The 18,815-nt window shown below is 61.5% G+C and carries 19 protein-coding genes; 5 read left to right on the top strand and 14 right to left on the bottom strand.

Annotated elements, in window-relative coordinates:
• Nucleotides 1-51: 51 nt before the first annotated feature.
• The 7 genes from K0P33_RS18470 to K0P33_RS18440 are packed head-to-tail and all read right to left on the bottom strand — an operon-like array spanning nucleotide 52 to nucleotide 6,489.
• Nucleotides 52-1,083 (bottom strand): ABC transporter substrate-binding protein, encoded by a 1,032-nt coding sequence (locus K0P33_RS18470; protein WP_094952036.1) that lies wholly within the window; start codon nucleotides 1,081-1,083, stop codon nucleotides 52-54.
• Between the two features lie 12 nt (nucleotides 1,084-1,095).
• On the bottom strand, nucleotides 1,096-2,193 hold the full coding sequence (locus K0P33_RS18465) for an FAD-dependent oxidoreductase (protein WP_242150349.1): 1,098 nt from the start codon (nucleotides 2,191-2,193) through the stop codon (nucleotides 1,096-1,098).
• Nucleotides 2,190-3,533 carry an FAD/NAD(P)-binding oxidoreductase gene (locus tag K0P33_RS18460; protein ID WP_242150346.1) on the bottom strand — a complete coding sequence of 448 codons (1,344 nt, stop codon included), beginning with the start codon at nucleotides 3,531-3,533 and terminating at the stop codon, nucleotides 2,190-2,192. The genes K0P33_RS18465 and K0P33_RS18460 overlap by 4 nt, the downstream gene beginning before the upstream one ends.
• Complete coding sequence (locus K0P33_RS18455) at nucleotides 3,530-3,820, bottom strand: (2Fe-2S)-binding protein (RefSeq protein ID WP_242150343.1); 291 nt, start codon at nucleotides 3,818-3,820, stop codon at nucleotides 3,530-3,532. Before K0P33_RS18455 ends, K0P33_RS18460 begins: the two co-directional genes overlap by 4 nt.
• Complete coding sequence (locus K0P33_RS18450; protein ID WP_094952032.1) at nucleotides 3,820-4,614, bottom strand: ABC transporter permease; 795 nt, start codon at nucleotides 4,612-4,614, stop codon at nucleotides 3,820-3,822. Before K0P33_RS18450 ends, K0P33_RS18455 begins: the two co-directional genes overlap by 1 nt.
• 4 nt (nucleotides 4,615-4,618) lie before the next feature.
• A complete protein-coding gene (locus K0P33_RS18445; protein ID WP_242150340.1) occupies nucleotides 4,619-5,464 on the bottom strand; it encodes an ABC transporter permease in 846 nt (281 codons plus the stop codon).
• The gene (locus K0P33_RS18440; RefSeq protein WP_094952030.1) at nucleotides 5,461-6,489 is read right to left on the bottom strand and encodes an ABC transporter ATP-binding protein; all 1,029 of its coding nucleotides are present in this window, start codon (nucleotides 6,487-6,489) and stop codon (nucleotides 5,461-5,463) included. Before K0P33_RS18440 ends, K0P33_RS18445 begins: the two co-directional genes overlap by 4 nt.
• A 240-nt stretch (nucleotides 6,490-6,729) precedes the next feature.
• Here K0P33_RS18440 and K0P33_RS18435 point away from each other — a divergent pair, with 240 nt between their 5' ends.
• The 3 genes from K0P33_RS18435 (at nucleotide 6,730) to K0P33_RS18425 (ending at nucleotide 9,645) form a co-directional block, all read left to right on the top strand.
• Nucleotides 6,730-7,560, top strand: coding sequence for an IclR family transcriptional regulator (locus K0P33_RS18435; RefSeq protein WP_242150337.1), 831 nt, complete (start codon nucleotides 6,730-6,732; stop codon nucleotides 7,558-7,560).
• 131 nt (nucleotides 7,561-7,691) lie between these two features.
• Nucleotides 7,692-8,264 carry a DUF2239 family protein gene (locus tag K0P33_RS18430; RefSeq protein ID WP_242150334.1) on the top strand — a complete coding sequence of 191 codons (573 nt, stop codon included), beginning with the start codon at nucleotides 7,692-7,694 and terminating at the stop codon, nucleotides 8,262-8,264.
• Between the two features lie 25 nt (nucleotides 8,265-8,289).
• Entirely contained in the window at nucleotides 8,290-9,645 is a 1,356-nt protein-coding gene (locus tag K0P33_RS18425) for an MATE family efflux transporter (RefSeq protein WP_242150331.1), read from the top strand.
• A gap of 6 nt (nucleotides 9,646-9,651) precedes the next feature.
• On the opposite strand, the gene K0P33_RS18420 is transcribed toward K0P33_RS18425, so the two are convergent.
• Nucleotides 9,652-10,227, bottom strand: a complete 576-nt coding sequence (locus tag K0P33_RS18420) for a TetR/AcrR family transcriptional regulator (RefSeq protein WP_242150328.1) — start codon at nucleotides 10,225-10,227, stop codon at nucleotides 9,652-9,654.
• A 142-nt stretch (nucleotides 10,228-10,369) separates the two neighbouring features.
• Here K0P33_RS18420 and K0P33_RS18415 point away from each other — a divergent pair, with 142 nt between their 5' ends.
• Nucleotides 10,370-11,542, top strand: coding sequence for an MFS transporter (locus tag K0P33_RS18415; RefSeq protein ID WP_094952025.1), 1,173 nt, complete (start codon nucleotides 10,370-10,372; stop codon nucleotides 11,540-11,542).
• On the opposite strand, the gene ispG is transcribed toward K0P33_RS18415, so the two are convergent.
• From ispG to K0P33_RS18395, 4 genes are read right to left on the bottom strand one after another with little or no spacing between them, the layout of a single operon-like run.
• Nucleotides 11,510-12,787, bottom strand: coding sequence for a flavodoxin-dependent (E)-4-hydroxy-3-methylbut-2-enyl-diphosphate synthase (gene ispG / locus K0P33_RS18410; RefSeq protein ID WP_242150325.1), 1,278 nt, complete (start codon nucleotides 12,785-12,787; stop codon nucleotides 11,510-11,512). The genes K0P33_RS18415 and ispG overlap by 33 nt on opposite strands.
• An 18-nt stretch (nucleotides 12,788-12,805) precedes the next feature.
• On the bottom strand, nucleotides 12,806-13,735 hold the full coding sequence (gene ispH / locus K0P33_RS18405) for a 4-hydroxy-3-methylbut-2-enyl diphosphate reductase (protein WP_242150322.1): 930 nt from the start codon (nucleotides 13,733-13,735) through the stop codon (nucleotides 12,806-12,808).
• Nucleotides 13,732-15,552: a 1-deoxy-D-xylulose-5-phosphate synthase gene (gene dxs, locus K0P33_RS18400; protein WP_242150318.1), complete on the bottom strand. Its 1,821-nt coding sequence runs from the start codon at nucleotides 15,550-15,552 to the stop codon at nucleotides 13,732-13,734. The genes ispH and dxs overlap by 4 nt, the downstream gene beginning before the upstream one ends.
• A 28-nt stretch (nucleotides 15,553-15,580) precedes the next feature.
• Nucleotides 15,581-16,591, bottom strand: coding sequence for a hypothetical protein (locus K0P33_RS18395; RefSeq protein WP_242150315.1), 1,011 nt, complete (start codon nucleotides 16,589-16,591; stop codon nucleotides 15,581-15,583).
• 283 nt (nucleotides 16,592-16,874) lie between these two features.
• On the opposite strand from K0P33_RS18395, the gene ispC reads away from it, so the two are divergent.
• Complete coding sequence (gene ispC / locus K0P33_RS18390; RefSeq protein WP_094952020.1) at nucleotides 16,875-18,056, top strand: 1-deoxy-D-xylulose-5-phosphate reductoisomerase; 1,182 nt, start codon at nucleotides 16,875-16,877, stop codon at nucleotides 18,054-18,056.
• Nucleotides 18,057-18,064: 8 nt separating this feature from the next.
• Here ispC and K0P33_RS18385 read toward each other — a convergent pair whose 3' ends face one another.
• Together K0P33_RS18385 and K0P33_RS18380 are read right to left on the bottom strand one after the other, a co-directional pair.
• Entirely contained in the window at nucleotides 18,065-18,430 is a 366-nt protein-coding gene (locus tag K0P33_RS18385) for a type II toxin-antitoxin system HicB family antitoxin (RefSeq protein ID WP_094952019.1), read from the bottom strand.
• On the bottom strand, nucleotides 18,427-18,678 hold the full coding sequence (locus tag K0P33_RS18380) for a type II toxin-antitoxin system HicA family toxin (RefSeq protein WP_094952018.1): 252 nt from the start codon (nucleotides 18,676-18,678) through the stop codon (nucleotides 18,427-18,429). The genes K0P33_RS18385 and K0P33_RS18380 overlap by 4 nt, the downstream gene beginning before the upstream one ends.
• Between the last annotated feature and the right edge of the window lie 137 nt (nucleotides 18,679-18,815).

Below are 18,815 nucleotides of genomic sequence, written 5' to 3'. Positions count from 1 at the left end.
GAAGCGTTGCGAGTCTTCCTTGCGGTGGAAGGCTCGGTCTTTTAGGTCCAACTACCGCTCAATCGAGCGACTCCAGCGCGCATTCCACTCCGGCCGCGCCTGGTTGACCTGATCCCAATCAATCGAAATCGCCGTCTGCAAGTAACCTTGCATCGCCTCCACCCGCGCGCGGGTTTTGTCGGTGGTGGGCGTGGTCGGGTTCGACGGGATCTGGTCGCCTTCTTCCAGCGCCGGCGCCTGGGCTTGCGCGGTCAGCAAAAACGCTGCGAGCTTTTGCGCCAGTTCCGGCTGGTCATTACGCGCAATCACACACTCGGCCACGTTCAGCACCACTGCGCCTTCCTTGGGTTGCGCATATTCCATCGGGATGCCGAGCAGTTTTTGCGTGGTGACCTGGGTCGGGGTAAGAGGGAAGATTGCGGCTTCGTCGGTTTGCACCATTTCGGAGATCTTCGCCGAGCTGGCGATGTATTCCAGTACGTTGGGGCCGATGGTTTTTGGCCAGGCCTTGAAGCCCGGCTCCACGTCTGTTTCAGAGCCGCCCTGGATTCGGTTGAACATCAAAAAGCCGTGCAGGCCAAAGGTGGAGGAGGCCAGGGATTGGAACACCACCTTGTCTTTGAATCGGGGATCGGCCAGGTCCATCCACGAGGTAGGCGCGGCCCAGCCTTTTTCCTTGAACATCTTGGCGTTGTAACCCAGGCCGGTGACGCCCAGGGTCACGGCCACGGCTTCATCCTTGATCTTCGCCTTGGCCGGGATCTGCTCCAGGGGCGCGCTGGGCGCGAGTTTGTCGCACAGGCCCATGGAGATGGCGCGGTACATGATGCCGTCGTCCAGAAACATCACGTGCATCTGTGGGTTGTCTTTGTTGGCCTGGACCTTGGCGAGGATGTCCGACGAGGTGCCGGGCACGATTACCACCTTGACGTTATTGGCCTTTTCGAACGCGGGCAGCACCTTGTCGGCGTACACCCGCTCCATGGTGCCGCCGTTCATGCCCAGGTACAGCGTCGGCGCGGCATGGGCGGTGGTCGCGAGCAACGCGAGGGTCAAGCAGGACAACGCGATACGTGTGTGCATGGGTTTTTCCTCTCAGGCTTGGAAACGACGGATGGAAAACGCTTCGATGGGGTGGCGGCTGGCCCCGCTGCAGACGATCTCTGCCAGGGCTTCACCGACCGCGGGGCCGAGCTGGAACCCGGCACCGGCAAAGCCGAAACCGTGGAGCAGGCCAGGTTGGGTGCTGCTGGGGCCGATCACCGGTTCATGATCGGGCAGGTAACCTTCGGTGCCGCTCCAGGTGCGAATGGCCTGGGCACCTTTGAGAAACGGGTACAACTCGCTGGCGTTGCGCAGAATCTCCAGCACCGCCGCGTGCCCTGGACGCGCTGTCAGCGGGCCAAGGGCAAAGCCACGGCCGCCGCCCAGGATGCAATTGCCACGGGCGACTTGGCGCGCATAAATCCCGCCGCCTTCAACGCCCGTGCTGACGTTCATCACCACCGGCAGCGGCTCGGTCACCAGCATCGCCGGGTGCGCGGCAGTCATCGGCACGGGTTCGCCAAACTGTGCGGCGACGGTGCCGGCCCAGGCCCCGGCGCAGTTGAGCAGCCACGGCGCGTACAGGTGCAGGCCGTTGGCGCAGTGCACGTGGAATTGGCGGCTGTCATGCTCGATGCGAATCACGTCGGCCTGCTCGTAGACCGAGGCGCCGAGTCGCCGCGCTGCACGGGCGAAGGCGGGCGAGACCAGGCGTGGGTTGGCGTGGCCGTCTTCGGGGCACAGCGAAGCGCCGACCGCGATATCGCCCACCCAAGGGAACCGTGCACGTAATTGGGCGTAGCCCAACAGTTGCAAACCCAGGCCAAAGCCACGGGTTTGCTCGGCATAGGCTTGCAACGCGGCAAAATCCGCATGACTGCGCGCCAGCTTCAAATGCCCGGAGCGCACGTACTCACCGTCGATGCCGATCAACCCCGGCAAGTCGGCCCACAGCTGATGAGCGCGCTGCGACAATGGCAACTGATGCAACGGCCGCCCCTGACGGCGCACGCCACCGTAGTTGACGCCACTGGAATGCGAGCCACAAAAGTCCCGCTCCACCAAGGCCACGCGCTGGCCTTTCTGCGCCAGCATCAAGGCTGCCGAAGCGCCGACGATGCCGCCGCCCAGTACGATCACGTCGATCATGGCTGCACCTCTACACCAAACGGCAGCGGCTTGATCGGTGCCTGGCCACGCAGGCGGCCGACGTGTTCAATCCCGCGCCCACTGCATTCGGCCACGATTTCCGCTGCCGCCAGCCCGCACATACGGCCCTGGCAGCGGCCCATGCCGACCCGGCAATGGGCTTTGACCCGATTGATCTCCCAGTGACCTTCATCCACCACCGCGCGCACCTCGCCGACGCTGACTTCTTCGCAGCGGCACAGCATCAGCTCATCCGGCGCCTGCGCGGCCCACTGTTCAGGAAAAGGGAAGGCGGTTTCCAGGCCATGGCGAAAGCGCTGGATGCCTGCCAGTTTTTGCTCCAGCACCGCCGCGCGGCGCTGGTCGATAGCAATGCCGCAATCCTCCAGCACCGCCAGCGCCGCGCGCTCACCGGCGATCTGCGCGGCATCCGCGCCCATGATCCCGGCACCGTCGCCGGCTAAGTAAACGCCATTGACGCTGCTGCGTCCGGCGCTGTCGCGCTCCGGCAACCAGGCGCGGTTCAAGCTGTTCCAGGCAAATTCACAGCCAAGCAAATCCGCCAGTTGCGTTTCGCTGCGCAAGGCATGGGCGAAGGCCACGGCATCGCAGTGCACTGTGTGCTCGCCCCAACGAATGCCCTTGACCCGTTGCTCGCCGTCGATCTGTGTCAGCGTTGCGCCCTGATGCACGGGAACCCCGTGGGCCGTCAGCCAGGCGCGGTAATACACACCTTTGGCCAAGGTCGCAGGTTGCCCCAGCAATGCAGGCAAGGCGCGGCATTGGGCGCTGAACGGGGCGCTGTCGAGTACCGCGACCACCTCGGCTCCAGCCTTGGCGTATTGGTAAGCCACCAGATACAGCAACGGCCCGCTGCCGCAAAACGCCACGCGCTCACCGATGGCGCAGCCCTGATACTTCAAGGCGATTTGCGCCGCGCCCAGGCTGTAGACACCCGGCAAGGTCCAGCCCGGCACCGGCAGGATGCGGTCGGTGGCGCCGGTGGCGACGATGATCTGCGCGTACTCGAGGCTCTCGGCGCGGCCGTTGTTCAACATGTCCAGGCGACCGTCCTCGGCGTTCCACACCAGGGTTTCGGGCCGGTAGTCGATCAAAGGCGCCAGCGCATCCATTGTGCGGTGCACGGCCTCGGCCTTGCTGGCTTCAAAGCCATACAGTTGTTTGGCCGAGCGCTGGAAGTTGGCCGGTTGGCGCCGGTAAATCTGCCCGCCGCCACGCAGGCTTTCATCCACCAGGCACGGCTTGATGCCATGGTCGAGCAGGGTGCGCGCCGCGCTGATCCCCGCCGGGCCTGCGCCCACGATCACGATTGGCTTCATGCTTGGCGCCCCGGGTCGCGGCTGATCGCCTGGCCTTCTTCCAATAACGTTGAACAGGCGCGCACGCGGGACCCATCTTCAAGCCGTACCCAGCAGTCCTGGCAAGCGCCCATCAGGCAGAAACCGGCGCGGCGTTCGGCGCTGAAATCGCTGCCGCGCAGGTGCTCGGCGCAGGTCAGTACGGCGGTCAGCACGGTGTCGCCGAGCAAGCCGGTGGCCGGTTGGCCGTCGAGGGTGAAGGCCAGGGCAGGGCGCTGGGTTTCGGCCAGTCGTTTGAACAACGCCATCAATGTTTCCCCACCAGCACGCGGTCCAGGCCGTAGACCCGGTCGAGCAGAATCATGGTGGCTGCGGTCAGCGCAATCACCAGCGCCGACACCGCCGCCATCATCGGGTCGATGGACTCGGTGGCGTACACGTACATACGCACCGGCAGGGTTTGCGTGGCCGGCGAGCTGACGAAGATCGACAGGGTCACTTCATCGAAACTGTTGATGAACGCCAGCAACCAGCCGCCAGCCACACCGGGCAAAATCATCGGCAAGGTGATCTGGCGAAACAGCGTAAAGCGGCTGGCACCCAGCGACTCCGCCGCTTGTTCGGCACTGCGGTCAATGCCAATCGCCGCCGCTAATACGAGGCGTAGCACGTACGGGGTGATGATCACTACGTGGGCGAGCATCAGCCAGATAAAGCTGCCATTCACGCCCATCAGCGCAAACAAACGCAGCATCGCCACACCCAGCACCAAGTGCGGGATGATGATCGGCGACAGAAACAACGCACTGAAAAAGTTGCGCCCGGGGAATTGATACCGGCTGATCGCCAGGGCCGCCGGCACTGCGATCAGTGTCGCCAACGTGGCGGCGGTAAACGCCAGGATCAGGCTGTTATAGAACGCCTGGATAAAGTCGGCACGCTCGAATACTGCACGAAACCAGCGCAGGGAGAAGCCCGAGGTGGGCAGGCTCAAGGTGTTTTCCGGGGTGAAGGCCACCAGGCACACCACCACCAGCGGCGCCATCATGAACAGCACCACCAAACCATGAAAGCCGAGGGCCAAAGGACCGTTTCTGGACATGCGCTTAAACCCCCAGGGACTTTTTGTAGCGGCTTTCGACCATGCGGTTCCAGCTCAGCATGATCAGCAGGTTGACCAACAGCAGCACCACCGCGATGGTCGCGCCCATGGGCCAGTTGAGTTCCGAGAGGTACTGGTCGTACACCACCGTGGCGACCATTTTCAGGCGGCGCCCGCCGAGCAGGCCGGGGATCGCAAACGAGCTGGCGGCCAGGCCGAACACAATCAAGGTGCCGGATAACACGCCAGGCATGACTTGCGGCAACACGATCTTGCGCATCACCGTGGCCTGGCTCGCGCCCAGCGACAGCGCCGCCTGTTCTGCCGACGGGTCGAGCTTTTGCAGCGAGGTCCACACCGGAATAATCATGAACGGCAGCATCACGTGCACCAGCGCGATGATCACCGCAAACGGCGTGTACAACAGTTTTACCGGACGCCCGCCGAGGGCCTGGATCACTTGGTTGACCAGCCCGTCGGCGCCAAGCAGCAGGCTCCAGCCAAAGGCGCGCACCACCACCGAAATCAACAGCGGCGTGAGGATCAGAATCAGGAAGATCGAGCGCCACGGCGTGCCCATGCGGCTGAGGATGTAGGCCTCGGGCACGCCGATCACCACGCACAGCAAGGTCACCAGCGCGCTGATCCAGAAGGTGCGCCAGAAGATCTCGTAGAAGTAAGAATCACTGAACAGCGACAGGTAATGCGCCAAGGTCCATTCATCCGCCTTCACGCCCACTTGGTAGTCGAACACGTTGAACGACAGCACCAGGGTCATTACCAGCGGCAGAATCAACAGCCCGGTAAACAGCGCCAGGGCCGGCAACGACAACAGATAACCCCGACTCATGCGCGCACCTCATCCACCGCCAACACGCGCAGCAAGCCGGCGTGCCAGTCCAGGCCCACGGCAGCGCCGCAACCGAGCGGCGCGCTGCCGTCATTGCTGCGCACCACGGTGATTTCGCCGAGGGTGGTGTGGATGCGGTACAGCCACTGGCTGCCGAAGAAGTAGCTGTCCAGGACCTTGCCTTGCACGCGCCCGCTGCCGGCGTCCACCAAGGTGATTTTTTCCGGGCGCAGGCTCAGGGTCAGCTCGCCGTCGCCGCTGGCGTGGCGCACTTGCGGGGCGCCGAATTCGTCGTAGTCGCCCGGCAGCAGGTTGGCTTTGCCGACGAAGTCCGAAATGAAGCGCGTGCGCGGGTGTTCGTAGAGTTTGTAAGGCGCGTCGATCTGGGTCACGCGCCCGGCCTGCATCACCACCACGCGGTCGCTGATGGACAAGGCTTCGGCCTGGTCGTGGGTGACCATCAAGGTGGTGATGCCCACGGCGCACTGGATGCGGCGGATTTCAAACTGCATTTCTTCACGCAGGTTGGCGTCGAGGTTCGACAGCGGTTCATCCAGCAGCAACACCGGCGGTTCGATCACCAGCGCGCGAGCCAAGGCCACACGCTGGCGCTGGCCGCCGGACAGCTCACGCGGGTAACGCTCGGCGTGTGGGGCCAGGCGCACCAGGTCCAGCACGGTTTTGACTTTACTGGCGATCTCGGCGGCCGGCACTTTGCGCATCTTCAAACCGAAGGCGACGTTGTCGCGCACAGTCATGTGCGGGAACAGCGCGTAGCTCTGGAACACCACGCCCAGGCCACGGCTGGCGGGTTTGGCGTGGGTGATGTCGCGCCCGTCGAGCAGGATCTGCCCGCCGCTCACGTCGACGAAGCCGGCGATCATTTGCAGGGTGGTGGTCTTGCCGCAGCCCGAGGGGCCGAGCAGGGAAACGAACTCGCCTTTTTCTACCGCAAGGTCAGTGGCGACCACCGCATCGACGGCGCCGTAGCGTTTGCTCAAGGCGTTGAGTTGGAGAAATGCCATGTCTGCGTTCCACCTTTTTGAGTCGCGTCGAAACGCGCTTTTTTGTTTTGGGCAGATGCGAAAGGGTGTTGCGGGTGCGTTGGCGCTCGATCTCGAGTCGGCTGCCATTTGTTGTTCATTTCGCCCCTGTGGACGCAGATTAGGACGAAGACTAGGATGGGCGAAAGATGGAATTTCACTGAATGAGTAAGTATTTTAAGATTTATTCACTCACCGGAATTTACAAAGAGATTGGGTGTTATGGATTCCACTGAGCGAAATGATGGCGGTAAAGAAGTCGGGGCGGGCAGCGTGTCTCGTTTGTTCGCGCTGCTGCGAACCCTGGGTGAAGTGCCCGAGGGCGGCGAACGGGTCACCCAACTTGCACAACAGGTCGGCCTGTCCCAGCCCACCACTCACCGCCTGTTACGCAGCCTGATGGACGAAGGCATGGTCGAGCAGGACGCACGCAGCAAGCGCTATCGCCTGAGCCTGGAGTTCTTCGCACTGGCGGCGAATGCGGGCAAGACCGGCAACCTGCGCGACCTGGTGCGGCCGAGCATGTTGCGCCTGAGTGCTTCATTGGGCGATTCGTTGTTCCTGTTGGCGCGCAGCGGCTTTGATGCGATCTGCCTGGACCGCAGCGAGGGACCGTATCCAATCCGCACGTTTACCGGCGATATCGGTGGGCGTGTCGCGTTGGGTGTGGGGCAGGGCAGCCTGGCGATTCTGGCGTTTTTGCCGGAGGAGGAGCGTGAGACGGTGATCCGCTACAACTTGCCTCGGCTCAAGGATTTTCACTTGTATGACGAAGTGCTGCTGCGTTCGGAAGTGGAGAGCGTGCGTAACCTTGGGTACGCAGCGCGTAACACCGGCGTGCTGGAAGGCATGGCCGGGCTGGCGGTGCCTATTCTCAATCGGGATGGCCATGCGGTGGCGGCGTTGAGTGTGGCGACCATCAGTGACCGCCTGGGGCCGAGCCGGTTGCCGATGGTGGTGGAGTTGCTCAAACGCGAGGCAGCGGCGATTGGGCCTAGGATTAATCCGTTTGATCCAACGTTGCGCAGGCCTTCACAAACCTTCGGGGGGTAACTTATCTGCCTGCCAACTCCCACAGGTCCATAGGTGGCGGCCTTTGGAGGTTTCACCACAATAACCTTGCATGCTGCCAGATAATGGCTAATATAACCCGGGTAAAATAAATAACACCCGGGTAATAAACCATGCCGACGCTAAACGCTCCTCAGTGCACTGTCTTCCTCCGCCACCAACGCGTGGCGGCCGGTACCTATTCGGACGTGGCCGATACCCTGGCAGGTCTGGACCTGCCGGCGGGCACCTTCCTGGTCTTTGATGACGCCACCGGCACCCAAGTCGATTACCCCTGGCCCAGCGGTTATGCGCCTGAGCAACCTGCGCAGGCGTCAAGCGATGACGAGCCTCCCTCGGTCCCCTCGGTTGGGCGCCCAAAGCTGGGTGTGATCGCGCGCGAAGTCACTCTGCTGCCGCGCCACTGGGAATGGCTGGGCCAACAACGCGGCGGCGCCTCGGCAGCCTTGCGCCGGCTGGTGGATGAAGCACGCAATGCCAATGCCGCACGTGATCAGGCGCGCCAGGCCAAGGAAGCCAGCTATCGTTTCATGAGTGCCATTGGCGGCGACCTGCAAGGTTTTGAAGACGCCTCGCGGGCGCTCTTCGCTGAGGATGCAGCGGCCTTCGCCAACAAGATCGCGCATTGGCCTAACGAGGTGCAGACGTACCTGGCCTGGTTGTCGCGTAATGCGTTCCCCGTCTAACAATAATTCCGGGACTCGAACCACCATGCCAGTCACCCAACAACGGCCGTTGTGGCAGATCTACCTGATCTTTCTGGCACCGATGGTGCTGTCCAATTTCCTGCAAAGCTTTTCCGGCACCCTTAACGGCATCTACGTCGGGCAAATGCTCGGCACCCAGGCGCTGGCGGCGGTGTCGGGGATGTTCCCGATCGTGTTTTTCTTTATCGCTTTGGTGATCGGCCTGGGGGCGGGCGCTTCGGTACTGATCGGCCAGGCATGGGGCGCCCAGGAAACCGGATTAGTCAAGGCGATCACCGGTGCGACGTTGACCTTGGGCGCGTTGGTGGGGTTGATCGCGGCCGTGCTCGGCGGCCTGTTCGCGCGCCCGGCGATGCAGGCGTTGGGTACACCGATTGACGTTCTCGACGATGCCGTGGGCTATGCCCAGATGATGATGCTGATCATGCCGCTGCTGCTGGTCTTCATCCTCTACACCCAGTTGCTGCGTGGCGTCAGTGACACAGTTTCGCCGCTGCTGGCGCTGATGGTCTCGACCCTGGTCGGCCTGTTGCTGACCCCGGCGCTGATTCGCGGCTGGATCGGCCTGCCGCCCATGGGCATCCAGAGTGCGGTGTACGCAGGTTTGGTCGGCAACGCCTCGGCGATGCTGTTTCTGATAGTGCGCCTGCGCCACAAAAAACACGTGATGGCGCCGGACCGCGAACTGCTCGCCGCCTTGCGCCTGGACCGGGCGATCCTCGGCAAAGTGCTGCGCATCGGCCTGCCGACCGGCTTGCAGATGGTGGTGCTGTCGTTGTCGGAATTGGTCATCCTCGCCTTGGTCAACAGCCACGGCTCCCAAGCCACGGCGGCGTATGGCGCGGTGACGCAGATCGTCAATTACGTGCAGTTCCCGGCGTTGTCGATTGCGATCACTGCGTCGATTCTCGGGGCCCAGGCGATTGGCGCCGGGCGCCTGGAGCGGATCGGGCCGATCCTGCGTACGGGCTTGCTGATCAACACCTGCCTCACCGGTGGCTTGATCGTGCTCGGCTACCTGCTGTCGCACTGGCTGCTGGGGCTGTTCATCACCGACGACGCGGCGCGGCTCAATGCCGAACACCTGCTGCACATCATGTTGTGGAGCATCCTGGTGTTCGGCTTCCAGGCGGTGGTGGGCGGGATCATGCGCGCCAGCGGCGTGGTGCTGATGCCGGTGGCGATCTCTATTTTCTGCGTGCTGTGTGTTGAACTGCCGATGGCGTACATGCTCAACGCGCACTTTGGCCTTGAAGGCGTGTGGATGGCGTTTCCGGTGACCTACCTGGCGATGCTGGCGCTGCAGACCGCTTACTACCGATTGGTGTGGCGGCATAAGCAGATCGTACGGTTGGTGTAGCGGGGCTTATTGCTTCAAGCCGCGCAGCAGTAGCTCCAGGCCCTGCAAGCCTTCTTCCAGCCGCGCGCCCGGGTGCTCATCCCGGACGATCCACAGCGCGGTGTTGACCAAGCTGCCATTGATCAACTGCGCCAGCGCAACGCTGGGGCCTTGCGCGATGGCACCCGCCTGCATCAAGCCCTCAAGCAGTTGGCGTAGTGACTCTACACAGTGTTGTTGAGCGCCTGTATCGCCGAGCACGGCTGGCGCATCCTGCAACACAATGCGTTGGATTTCCGGGTCCTGCGCCATGCGCAAATAGGTGCGGCAGCGTTCACAAAAGCCGTCCCAAGGGTCTTGGGCCTGATCGCTGATGCGCTGCAAGCGCGCGTCCATTTCGCTGTCGAGCTGGGCAACCACCGCCGCTAACAGGCCTTTCTTGTCACCAAAGTGGTGGTACAACGCCCCACGGGTCAGGCCGGCGCGTGCGGTAAAGTCGTCCATCGACGTGTTGGCATAGCCCTGCGTGGCGAAGGCCTGGCGGGCGCTGGCGATCAGCCGGGCGCGGGTGTCTTCGATCATTTCGGCACGGGCTCGGCTCATAGGTAAGGCTCGCGATGGGTGTTTGAGTGATTGACATACGCTGCGTATGTTACGCATGATTTGCCACATACGCACCGTATGTATGTTGCCTTGATGACTGCAGATAGCAAGTTTCAAGGCGCTGAGGAAGAGGTCAAGCAGGATGGCAAATCCCTACGCCGAGTTGTTCCAGGCCCCAGGCAGCCGGGCTTTTGTATTGGCCGGCATGCTGGCGCGCATGCCGATATCGATGGTCGGTATCGGCCTGATCACCATGCTCTCGCAAGTGCATGGCGGCTATGGCCTGGCGGGCGCGGTGGCAGCGGTTTTTGCCTTGGCCACGGCGTTTTGCGCGCCGCAGGTTTCGCGGTTGGTGGACCGTTATAGCCAGGGCAGGGTGCTGCCGCTGGCGGCACTGATCGGCGGCGGGGCGTTGTTGCTGTTGCTGTTATGCACCCGGCTTCAGGCGCCGAGCTGGACATTGTTTGTGTTTGCCGCTTTGGCCGGTTGCATGCCCAACATGTCGGCCATGGTGCGGGCGCGCTGGACCGAGTTGTATCGGGGACAACCCAAATTGCAGACCGCGTTTGCCCTGGAGTCGGTGCTCGATGAGGTGTGTTTCATTATCGGCCCGCCGATCTCGGTGGGCCTGAGCGTGGTGCTGTTCCCGGAGGCCGGGCCGTTGGTAGCCGCGCTGCTGTTGGCGGTGGGCGTGACCACCTTCGTGCTGCAACGCGCGACTGAGCCGCCAGTGCATGAACACCACGGCCATCACGGTCGCTGGCTGATCGCCTCACCTTCGGTGCTGATCCTGATGACCCTGCTGCTGGCCATGGGCGTCATCGTTGGCGTGGTAGATGTGGTCAGCGTCGCCTTTGCCCAGCAGCAGGGTCAGCCGGCGGCGGCGAGCATCGTGCTCTCGGTGTATGCCATCGGCTCGTGCCTGGCGGGGTTGGCCTTTGGCACACTCAAGCTCAAGGCATCGTTGCCACGCCAGTTCCTGTTCTGCGGTGTGGCGACAGCGTTGACCACCTTGCCGTTGCTGCTGGTAAACCATATTCCCGGGCTGGCCGTGGCGGTGTTTATTTCCGGTCTGTTCTTTGCACCTACGCTGATCGTGTCCATGGCCCTGGTGGAACAGGTCGTCCCGCCCAGTCGCCTCACCGAAGGCATGACTTGGCTGATCACCGGCTTGAGCATCGGCGTGGCTATCGGTGCGGCCAGCTCGGGTTGGATGATCGACCAGTTTGGCGCCACCAGCGGGTTCTGGGTGGCGTTGGTGGCGGGCGCGGTGGTGCTGGGCTCAGCGTTGCTGGGCTATCGGCGCCTGGGTTGAGAGCAGGGCCGTCAGGGCCTGTTTCTGATGGCCGAAACGCGCGGCAACGTAGGCCTCCAGTAACCGGATAAAGTCTTCGGCGATGGTTTGGCCCTTTAGCGTCATGACCCGTTCGCCATCCATATAGACCGGGGCCGAAGGGTGTTCACCTGCACCAGGCAAAGAGATGCCGATGTCGGCCAAGCGACTTTCCCCGGGCCCATTGACCACGCAGCCCATGACGGCTACTTGCAGGCGCTCGACCCCGGGGTACTGGGCGCGCCACAGCGGTGTCTGTTCGCGCAGAAAACCTTCGATGCGCTGCGCCAGTTCCTGGAAAAACACACTGGTGGTGCGCCCGCAGCCTGGGCACGCCACCACCTGTGGCGTAAAAGCGCGCAGACCCATGGTTTGCAGGATCTGCTGGGCCACGTGGACTTCCTGGGTGCGCTCACCGCGAGGTGGTGGGGTGAGGGAAATGCGCAGGGTGTCGCCGATACCTTCCTGCAGCAGCACGGCCAGCGCGGCCGTCGACGCGACGATGCCTTTGGAGCCCATGCCGGCTTCAGTCAACCCCAGGTGTAAGGGGAAGTCACAGCTCGCCGCCAAGTTTCGATAGACCGCAATCAGATCCTGCACATGGCTGACTTTGGCCGACAACACGATATGGTCCGCAGGTAACCCGACTTCAACCGCCCGCTGGGCGTTGTCGAGCGCCGAAACCACCAACGCCTCGCGCATCACCGCGTCGGCCGCCAGTGGCGTGGGGAGGGCGGCATTGGCATCCATCATGCGTGCCAGAAGGTCCGAGTCGAGGCTGCCCCAATTGACTCCGATGCGCACCGGCTTGTCATAGCGGCAAGCGACTTCGATCATTTGGCAGAATTGCTCATCGCGTCGTGAACCCTTGCCGACATTGCCGGGGTTGATCCGGTACTTGGCCAGGGCCTGGGCGCACTCCGGGTAAGCCGTCAGCAGGCGATGGCCGTTGAAGTGAAAGTCGCCCACCAGGGGCACTTCAACAGTACGTCGATCCAGCAATTCGCGGATGGTCGCCACTTGGGCGGCGGCCTCATGACTGTTGACGGTGATGCGCACCAGCTCCGCGCCCGCGCGGGCCAGACTTTCCACCTGGGCCGCGGTGGCTTGGGCATCGGCGGTGTCAGTATTGGTCATGGCCTGGACCACGATCGGCCCGTCGCTGCCAAGGTTGAGTGTGCCGATCCGCACCTGGCGGGTGACGCGACGCGCAATGGGGACGTTCATGGCAGTGCCTCCTCTGGCTTATTGCCGGGCAATCAGTCCGGGAGGCAGGCGAAACTGCGCATGCTCTTCGCGCCCTGGCAAGGTCTGGATGTGCAGCGGGGCAAACCGTGCCAGGGCAGCGATCACGTCCTGTACCGAGACCTCCGGGGTTGAAGCGCCTGCACTGATCCCAACGCTCATTTCTGGTGTAAACCATCGGGTATCCACCTCACTGCCGTCGCTCACAAGGTAGCTGGGCGTGCCGCTGTCGTTAGCCTGCTTGCACAAGGTTGTGGCGTTTGCGCTGTTGGCGTTGCCGACTACCAGCAGCACATCCACTTGGGCGCAGAGCTCACGTACGGCCTGTTGGCGGTTCTGCACCGCATAGCAAATATCGCGGGCGTCGGGCCCGACAATGTTGGGATAGCGTTGCGTCAGGGTTTTGACTACGGTGCGGGTATCATCCACGCTCAGCGTGGTCTGGGTGAGGTAGGCCAGTAGGGTATCGGCAGGAAAATCGAGGGCCCGGACCTGTTCGACGGTCTGAATCAAGGTGATTGGCGCGTCTACCTGGCCAAGGATGCCGATGACTTCCGGGTGCCCGGGTTCGCCGATCAGGATCAATTGATAACCTTTCGCGGCGTATTGGCGGGCGTGGTTATGCACCTTGGTCACCAGCGGGCACGTAGCATCGACCACTTGAAGTTGACGCTCTAACGCCTGGCGTTCCACTTCACGAGCCACTCCGTGTGCGCTGAAAATGGTCAGGGCACCGACCGGCACGCGCTCCAGTTCGTCGACAAAAACGGCACCTTGGTCCCGCAGTGTCTGAACCACATGGCGGTTGTGCACGATTTCGTGGCGTACGTAGACCGGTGCGCCGAATTGCTCCAAGGCCTGCTCGACCGTATCGATGGCGCGCACGACGCCGGCACAGAAACCTCGCGGTTGGGCCAGGATAATGTTCATGCTTGTGCACTCGCCAGTGTGTCGCAGGGCGACGGGTACCCCAGCTGTTGTTCATGGGCGAACCGGTGTATCGAATGCGCGATACCGAGGGCGTCCAGGCCGTAATGGCTCAACAGCTGCTCGGGCGTACCATGTTCGATAAAGTGGTCGGGCAACCCCAGTTGCAGCAGTGGAGGGCGTATATTCTGGCTGGCCAGGCACTCCAGGCAGGCCGACCCTGCACCCCCCATGATGCAGCCTTCTTCGACGGTCACCAGCCAATCATGTTCGCGCGCCAGCGTCTGGATCAAGTCACGGTCCAGGGGTTTGATAAAACGCATGTTAGCCACCGTAGCGTCGAGCAACTCTGCAGCTTCCAACGCTTGTTGCGTCATTGAGCCAAAGGCCAGGATCGCGATGCGTTTCCCGTAGGCCTGGGTGCAGGCGCGGCGGATCTCGCCTTTACCCATCGGTAGTTCGGTCAGCTCGGGTGAAGGTGAGATACCGCTGCCCGAGCCTCGTGGATAACGCACCGCGCACGGGCCCGGTTGTTGTACTGCGGTGTGCAGCATCTGCCGGCATTCCTGCTCGTCGGCCGGCGCCATGATGGTGAGATGAGGGATGCAGCGCAAATACGCGATATCGAAGGCGCCCATGTGGGTGGCACCATCGGCCCCCACGATGCCAGCGCGATCAATGGCAAACACCACAGGCAGTTGCTGCAGGGCGATGTCATGGATCAGTTGGTCATAACCGCGCTGCAGGAACGTCGAGTAGATCGCCACCACTGGTTTCAGACCTTCGGCGGCGAGCCCGGCGGCGAAGGTCAGCGCATGTTGCTCGGCGATTCCAACATCGAAGTAGCGCTCGGCAAAACGTCGTTCGAATGCGACCAGGCCTGAGCCTTCGCGCATGGCCGGGGTGATCACCACCACTCGCGGGTTACGCTCGGCTTCATCCGCCAGCCACTGGCCAAATACCTGCGTATAGGTGAGCGCACCCGCAGCCGCAGGGTGAATCCCCTCTATCGGGTCGAACTTACCCGGCCCGTGATAGAGCACCGGGTCAGTGGCTGCCGGGCCATAGCCATGGCCTTTTTCGGTGACGATATGCAGCAACTGCGGCCCACGGCGGGTTTTCAGTTCACGCAGGGCGGTCACCAGTTCATCGAGGTTATGCCCGTCGATGGGGCCGTTGTACGCAAGGCCCAGCGCCTTGAACAGGCCGGCGTCGTGGTCGCCATTGCGGTCTGCGGTCAGGGCGCCCAGGTGTTCGCGCAGCCTGCCCACCGAGGGCGAGATCGACATGTCGTTATCGTTGAGAATCACCAGGAACGGCAGGTCGCGGAATACGCCCGCATTGTTCAGCGCTTCAAAGGCCATGCCGCCGCTCAGGGCGCCGTCGCCGATCACTGCAATGCAGTGGCGCGACTGCCTGAGGGTGCGAGCCGCGAGGGCCATACCCAGCGCGGCCGAGATCGAGGTGCTGGCATGCGCTGTGCCGAAGCAGTCATAACAGGACTCACAACGGCACGGAAACCCCGAAATTCCGCCAAATTGGCGAATCCCGCCCATCTCCTTGCGGCGTCCGGTAAGGATCTTGTGGGCATAGGACTGATGCCCGACATCCCAGATAATTCGGTCATCCGGAGTGTTGAACACGTAATGCAGGGCAATGGTCAGTTCTACGCTGCCCAAGTTGGCCGAAAGATGGCCCCCTGTAGCGCTCACGCTTTGCAGAATAAAGCCCCGTAGTTCATCAGCCAGCGGCCCTAGGGCGGCGGACTGCAAGGCCCTTAGGCGCGAAGGGCTGTCGACGGTGTCGAGGAGTTCGAACATGGCAGGATTTCCTCAGCGGTACGAGGCTTCAGGACGTCGTCACGCTGTGCGCACATTGAATGGCATGGGCCATCGAGCGCTGGTCTGCATCACTGTCGAAAAGCGCTGCGCGATAACGAGAGGTATCGATCTCCAACCAACGTTGATGGCCGCTTATCCAATGCCTCAAGCCGTCAATGTAGTACTTGAGGGCGGGGCTCGCGTTGACAAGAAGTTGGTTTGAATGTTGAGTGAAGTTGTTTATTTCAGTGCGTATTTTATCCGCAGTTATATCAATACCTTCTTGCAATGTATGGCCTTGACCCGCCAGCAGAGTGACCATGTTTTCATGCAGTCCAGTTTGTTTGAGTTCAGTGCTCAAGCTAAAAATGTCATTGGTCAAACTGACGATGGTATTGGTACTGTCTTCGAGTTGTTCGATCTCGGCAGAAAATCGCACTTCGCCTTCCAGAGGTACGGGGCTGGCGGCGTCGACCAGGGCCATCGCGGGAATCATGCCGCTGCCATGCCGCCGGAGACAGCGGTACTGGCGCAGCGTCACGGGTTCACTATTTATATGTGCCAGGATCTGCAGTGCGACGCCGCCATAAATCATGCGTGAACCATTGGCGAAGTGGGCAAAGCGCTCCGCGTCCAGGTGTCTTCTCAACCGTTGGCAGATATCCAGCAGGGCGCGCTCGCCGAATTCGGGCTGCAGTTGGGCGGTGTTCAGGTCAAGCACGTCGATAATCGCGGTGATATGGGCCACGGTGCGGGGTGATGGGACCTGCGCGCAGTCGAAGAACAAATCGTCTACCAGAAACAGCCAGGCGATGTAGTCGGCGATGGTGTTCAGTAGTTCGAGTGGGGCGGTGGGGTAACAGCGCGCCGCCAGCCAACCGTAACGGCACCTGACTGTGTGGGCGCGAAGGTTGCTGTTGGGCATCAGTTGGTGTTTCTCGACCCACTCGATGACATGGTTTTCTACCACTTGCGCATGCGGCGAACAGGCATCAGGCCACTTAAAAGAGAAGACGGGAAGGGACAGCGATTCGTTCATAGCAAGACTCCGAAGTGTCTACGCCATTGGACGGTACTGCGGACCAAGGATAGAAGCGCAAAAAAGTAGTAGGTAGAAGTTATATAACTTAGACGCTGTGGCGCAAAAAACAACCTGTCGGTTAGTTTGATTTGGAATTGAAGTGTTTGGGAAAGGCGATAGGCACCACCCTAGAAGTAAAGGGCATTTGGTTAATCGCAAGTCGGTATGTATGTGCCGTTGTAAAACAGTGAGGGGCGCCTAGTATTGCTTGGCACGAATGACCAAAAAGGATGGCAAGACCATGGTGCAACGCCTGCTCGTTCTCGGTTCAACCGGGTCGGTCGGCGACAGTGTTCTGGATGTAGTCGCGCGTCACCCCGAGACATTAGTGGTACATGGGCTTACCGCCCATACGCGTATGGACAAGCTGTACCAGCAATGTTTGCGCTTTCAACCCGCGATAGCGGTGGTCAGCGAACCGCAACACGCCATTGAGTTGCAGGCTCATTTGCTGGCGGCGGGCCTGCGCACTGAGGTGTTATGTGGTGTCGATGCGCTGTGTAGCGCCGCGCGAGAGCCTCAAATCGACACGGTGGTGGCGGCTATTGTGGGTGCCGCGGGTTTGTTGCCGACCTTGAGTGCCGCGCAGGCGGGCAAGAAAATCCTCTTGGCCAACAAGGAGGCGCTGGTCATATCGGGGGCTTTATTTATTCGGACGGCCGCCGACGCCGGCGCAACCGTAATCCCTCTCGACAGTGAGCACAATGCGATCTTTCAGTGCCTGCAAGGTTGCCAGGGTTCATTCGAAGGGGTAAATCGCCTGATACTCACGGCCTCCGGTGGCCCATTCAAGAACAGACCCTTGGACAGCTTGGGCGAAGTAACCCCTGAGCAAGCCTGTGCTCATCCCAATTGGTCCATGGGCCGTAAGATCTCCGTGGATTGCGCAACCATGATGAACAAGGGGTTGGAAATCATTGAGGCCCATTGGTTATTCAACCTGCCTGCCGAGCGCATCGAAGCCCTCATCCATCCGCAAAGCGTGGTGCATTCCATGGTGGTATTTCGTGATCAGTCGGTGATGGCGCAACTGGGCAACCCCGACATGCGCATGCCTGTGGCCCACGCCCTGGCGTATCCACAGCGGATTGAGTCGGGCGTCGCACCACTGGACTTGACGAGCTTTGGCGGGTTGACGTTTGAACACCCCGACGTGGGACGTTTTCCTTGTCTGGGCCTGGCAATGCAGGTATTGGCCGACGGGGCCCGGGCCAGTGCCGCCTTGAATGCCGCTAACGAGGTGGCAGTCGAGGCATTTCTGGGGCGACGTATTCGGTTTACCCAAATTTCGCAGGTGGTAGAGCAGGCGCTGCAGCATATTGACCTACCGAACCACTCCGGCCTTGAGGCCATCCTTGACCTGGATCACCAGGCACGTCGATTGGCGCGAGCGCAGGTGAAGATCTGCGCAGCGACGGTTTAGGCCAGGCATCAGCCAACCGCAGGGTAGGCATCCGCGCTGTGATGTTGCAAAAACTCATCCAGCGCCTGGCGTGTCAGGTCATTGAGCGTCACTTTCTTACGGGCCGCCGCCAGGGCCGCAGCCAGATGCAGGTCATGGCCGACCCGCACGTTGAATGAACCCTTGCACGGCTTCTCCGGTGTCTGCCCAAGGGTGTGGCATGTAGCGAGATAGTCGTCTACCGCCTCACGAAAGGCCGCGTCCAGCTCTGCGACCGTTTTACCCTCATAGCTGACCAGCGCCTTGATAAACAGCACTTTGCCAAACAGGCAATTGTCTTCGAGGCTGGCTTCGATAGAGCCGATGTAGCCGTTGTGTTTCAGTTGGTTGTTCACTGAATCAGTTCTCCTGATTTCAATTGTTCGATGATCTGGCGCCGAATGTAATGTTTCAGTTCGTTGCCGGGGTGAGGCCTGTGCAAGGTGATCATTGCACTGGGGTCGCCGATGTCGAATTTGACCCGGCTTCCAGCCCCTTCAATCTGTGTGTAGCCAAGACGATGCAGCAGCGTTACGAGCTCTGGCCAAGTAAAGGCCATGTGCTCATTGAGCAGTTTGGCGAGCAGCTTTTCATTTTTGGACACGGCGTTCCCTGCGTGTAACTAAATGTAGTTGCAAAAGTGGTGTTCGTCAATGCTAGCTCGGCTTGGAGTGTCTTTCCTGAAAATTGATGTAACCCTTGATGACGCCTCGCTCCAAGCCATTCATCCCCCGCTAATTT

The organism is Pseudomonas sp. ArH3a (assembly GCF_022648765.1).
Classification (GTDB): domain Bacteria; phylum Pseudomonadota; class Gammaproteobacteria; order Pseudomonadales; family Pseudomonadaceae; genus Aquipseudomonas.
The sequence above is the reverse complement of the archived record's forward strand: the minus strand, read 5'-3'. Positions and strand labels throughout refer to the sequence as shown.